General features: G+C 66.6%; 4 protein-coding genes. 1 reads left to right on the forward strand and 3 read right to left on the reverse strand.

The window, feature by feature from the left end; all coding sequences use genetic code 11:
• Positions 1 to 96: 96 nt before the first annotated feature.
• Entirely contained in the window at positions 97 to 435 is a 339-nt protein-coding gene (locus ACOQFS_RS00165; protein WP_124514797.1) for a P-II family nitrogen regulator, read from the reverse strand.
• A 74-nt stretch (positions 436 to 509) separates the two neighbouring features.
• Positions 510 to 2,168 carry an NAD+ synthase gene (locus ACOQFS_RS00170; protein ID WP_421560960.1) on the reverse strand — a complete coding sequence of 553 codons (1,659 nt, stop codon included), beginning with the start codon at positions 2,166 to 2,168 and terminating at the stop codon, positions 510 to 512.
• A 128-nt stretch (positions 2,169 to 2,296) separates the two neighbouring features.
• Here ACOQFS_RS00170 and ACOQFS_RS00175 point away from each other — a divergent pair, with 128 nt between their 5' ends.
• Positions 2,297 to 3,490: a GNAT family N-acetyltransferase gene (locus ACOQFS_RS00175; RefSeq protein ID WP_421560962.1), complete on the forward strand. Its 1,194-nt coding sequence runs from the start codon at positions 2,297 to 2,299 to the stop codon at positions 3,488 to 3,490.
• Positions 3,491 to 3,529: 39 nt separating this feature from the next.
• Here ACOQFS_RS00175 and ACOQFS_RS00180 read toward each other — a convergent pair.
• Positions 3,530 to 4,081 (reverse strand): methyl-accepting chemotaxis protein (locus ACOQFS_RS00180; RefSeq protein WP_421560961.1); only part of this gene is annotated, 552 nt, incomplete at its 5' end.

The following is a 4,081-nucleotide window of genomic DNA, read 5'->3' on the forward strand; positions in this document are numbered from 1 at the left end:
AGGGCCGCCCCGCCGCGCTGGCGGTGTCCCCCTTCCCGAACTGCGCAGTAGTTCGAGAGAAGGGGGAAGGCGCGAAGCGACTCAGGGGGATGTACCTCACACAGCGGCGTCGTCGAGATCGCCGGTGCGGATGCGCACCACACGCTCCACAGCGGTCACAAAAATCTTGCCGTCGCCGATCTTGCCCGTGCGCGCCACGTTCACGATGGCGTCCACGCAGCGGTCCACGTCCTCGGACTTCACGACCACCTCGACCTTTACCTTGGGCAGAAAGTCGACCACGTATTCGGCGCCACGGTACAGCTCGGTGTGGCCCTTCTGGCGGCCAAAACCCTTCACCTCGGTCACGGTGAGGCCGGTCACGCCGCACTCGGCCAAGGCCTCGCGGACTTCTTCCAGCTTGAAGGGCTTGATGACGGCGGTGATCATTTTCATGGCGGGTCTCCTGAAGGATGTGAAAGATAGAGGAACGCAGGTGGCGAGACGGTGGAACGGTCAGAAAACCGCCGTCAGGCGCGGAATTTATTGGTGATAGGGTAACGCCAGTCCTTGCCGAAGCTGCGGCGCGTAACCCTGATGCCCACCGGGGCCTGGCGGCGCTTGTATTCGTTGAGCTTGATGAGGCGCGTGACGCGCTCCACGTCGGCGCGCGCAAAACCGCTGGCAATGATGGACTCGATGGGCTCGTCGTTTTCCATATACCGCGCCACGATGGCATCCAGCACCTCATAAGGCGGCAGGCTGTCCTGGTCCTTCTGGTCGGGCCGCAGCTCGGCGCTGGGCGGGCGCGTGATGATGCGATCGGGGATCGGATTGGCGCCCGTGCCATACGGGTCGTTGGCATTGCGCCAGCGCGCCAGGTCGAACACGCGGGTCTTCGCCACGTCCTTGATCACGGCAAAGCCACCGGCCATGTCGCCATACAGCGTGCAATAGCCCGTGGACATTTCGCTCTTGTTGCCCGTGGTGAGCACGATGGCGCCGAACTTGTTGCTCATGGCCATCAGCAGCGTGCCGCGGATGCGCGCCTGCAGGTTCTCTTCGGTCGTGTCTTCGGGCAGGCCCGCAAAGTCGCTGGCCAGCGCGGCCTTGAACGCTTCGAACTGCGGCTGGATGGAGATTTCGTCATAACGCACGCCCAGCCGCTCGGCCATGTCGCGCGCGTCGATCCAGCTGATGTCGGCCGTGTAGGGCGAAGGCATCATCACCGTGCGCACCTTGCCCGCGCCCAGCGCGTCCACGGCAACGGCCAGCACCAGCGCCGAGTCGATGCCGCCCGACAGCCCGAGCAGCGCGCCCGGAAACCCGTTCTTGCCCACATAGTCGCGCACGCCCAGCACCAGGGCATCCCACAGGTCGGCCTCCAGGCTTTTCTGCGGCGCAATATCTGCTTCAATTTTGATAGCTGACTGCGCTTGATGGACAAGCGCAAACACGAGTTTTTCTTCAAATCCTGGCGCCCGGCCGGCCACCGAACCATCGGCGTTCAGCGCAAACGAACGGCCCTCGAACACCACCTCGTCCTGCCCGCCCACCAGGTGTGCGTACACCAGCGGCAAGCCCGTCTCTGCCACGCGCTCGCGCATCGTGGCCTCGCGTTCGGCGCTTTTGCCCAGGTGAAAGGGCGAGGCGTTGATGACCGCCAGCATCTGCGCCCCAGCCGCCGCGGCGCTGCGCGCGGGCTCGGCAAACCAGGCGTCTTCGCAGATGAGCACCCCCACGCGCACACCGGCCACCTCGAACACGCAGGGCGCGGCGCCCGCCACGAAATAGCGGCGCTCGTCAAAGACCTGGTAGTTGGGCAGCTCGCGCTTGGCGTAGGTCTGCTCGATGCGGCCGTCACGCACCACGCTGGCCGCGTTATGGCAGGCGCTGAAGGCCGGGGCATCGGGCGCCAGGGACTGCGGGTGGCCCAGCACGATGGCCAAGCCCTTCAACCCTGCGGTCTCGCGGGCCACGGTTTTCACGGCATCATCACAGGCCGCGATGAAGGCGGGCCGCAGGAACAGGTCTTCGGCCGCATAGCCGCAAATCGCCAGCTCGGGGGTGAGCAGCAGGCGCGCGCCCTGGGCATAGGCCTCGCGCGCGGCGGCAATGATCTTCTGCGCGTTCCCGGGCATGTCGCCCACCACAAAGTTGAGCTGCGCAGTGCAAATGGAGAGCGTCATGGAACTGGAGTCGGCCCTTGAATCGGCCCGTATATCGGCGCTTTTGTCGGCACAGGGGTCGGCACGTTTGGCCGGGTTGGATACCGCCCATGCAGCCCCGGGCGGCGGTGGGCAGCACGGGAGAGCGCATGGCTGAGGAAGCCACCATTATCGCCCGCGTGCTGGCGTCCCCGCTCGACGTGAAAGCGGCTGACTGGAACGCCCTGCTGGCGCAGCAAAGCCACCCCACACCGTTCATGCGGCACGAGTACCTGGCCGCCCTGCACGAAAGCGGCAGCGCCACGCCCCGCACCGGCTGGGTGCCCCGCTTCATGACGCTGTGGGATGGGGACACGCTGGTGGCGGCCTGCCCGCTGTACCTCAAGAACCATTCCTACGGCGAATACGTCTTCGACTGGGCCTGGGCCAGTGCCTACGAGCAGCACGGCGTGCCCTACTACCCCAAGGCCGTGGTAGCCGTGCCCTTCACGCCGGTGCCCGGCGCCCGGCTGCTGGCGCGTGACGACGCGGCGCGCGGATTGCTGCTGCAGGCGGTGTGCCAATGGTGCGAGCAGGAAGGCGTCTCGTCCGTACACATGCTGTTTTCCGCTGATGCCGATGTCCGGGCCAGCAACGACCAGGGCCTGATGCTGCGCCACACCGTGCAATTCCATTGGAAAAACAACGGCTACGACACCTTCGACCATTTCCTCGCCAGCCTCACGCAGGACAAGCGCAAGAAGATCCGCCAGGAGCGGCGCAAGGTGCGCGACGCGGGCGTGACGTTCCGACATGCGCAGGGGCGCAACATCGCCGCCGCCGACTGGGATTTCTTCTACCGCTGTTACGAACGTACGTACCTTGAACACGGCAATCCGCCCTACCTCACGCGGGACTTTTTCGCGCGCATGGAGCGCGACATGCCGGAGGCCTGGGTGCTGTTCATCGCAGAGCGCGAGGGCCAGGCGATTGCTAGCAGTTTGATAGCTATCAGCGCTTTACCAGAAAGCGCTGGCGGCCAATTTGACCCAAACACCGTGGCCTATGGCCGCTATTGGGGCGCGCTGCAGCGCGTCGATTGCCTGCACTTCGAGGCCTGCTACTACCAGCCGCTGGCGTGGTGCATCGCCCACGGCGTGCTGCGCTTTGAAGGCGGCGCGCAAGGCGAGCACAAGATGGCCCGCGCACTGATGCCGGTGCAGGCCACCAGCGCGCACTGGCTGGCCCACCCGGCGTTTGCCGATGCGGTGGAGCGGTTTCTCGCGCGCGAGAGCGAGGGCGTGGGGCACTACCTGGACGAATTGCGGGAGCGCAGCCCGTTCAGGCAAGGCAGCGTTGCCTGAGCGCGCCACCGGCCAGCCATCACTGCGCACCGAGGCCCCTCAGAAGCTTTCCCAATCGTCTTCAGCACCTGCCGCCACCGGCTGGGCCGCCTTGGGTTTGGCCGCTGCAATGGCAGGAGGGCGTGCTGCCCGCGGGGCTGCCCCTGCGGCTGCGGAAGTGGCTGCGGAAGCGGCTGCAGGCCGGGGCCCGGACTTTGGCGCGGTGGCCGCCACCGGCGCTGGCGCCGCAGGCCTGTGCGCCTGATCGGCCGAGAGCTTGAACACCGCCACGGCACCCACCAGGGCCTGGGCCTGCTGGCTCAGGCTGCTGGCGGCGGCCGCCATCTCTTCCACCAGCGCCGCGTTCTGCTGCGTCACCTGGTCCATTTGCGTGACGGCGTCGCCCACCTGCGACACGCCAGTGCTCTGCTCACCGCTGGCGGCACTGATCTCGCCCATGATGTCGGTCACGCGCCGGATGGACGACACCACCTCGGTCATCGTCACACCGGCCTTGTCCACCAGCACAGAGCCCTGCTCCACCCGCTCCACACTGGCCGTGATCAGGCTCTTGATCTCCTTGGCCGCCTCGGCGCTGCGCCCGGCCAGGCT

The sequence above is a fragment of the Paracidovorax sp. MALMAid1276 genome (assembly GCF_049198005.1).
Classification (GTDB): domain Bacteria; phylum Pseudomonadota; class Gammaproteobacteria; order Burkholderiales; family Burkholderiaceae_C; genus Acidovorax.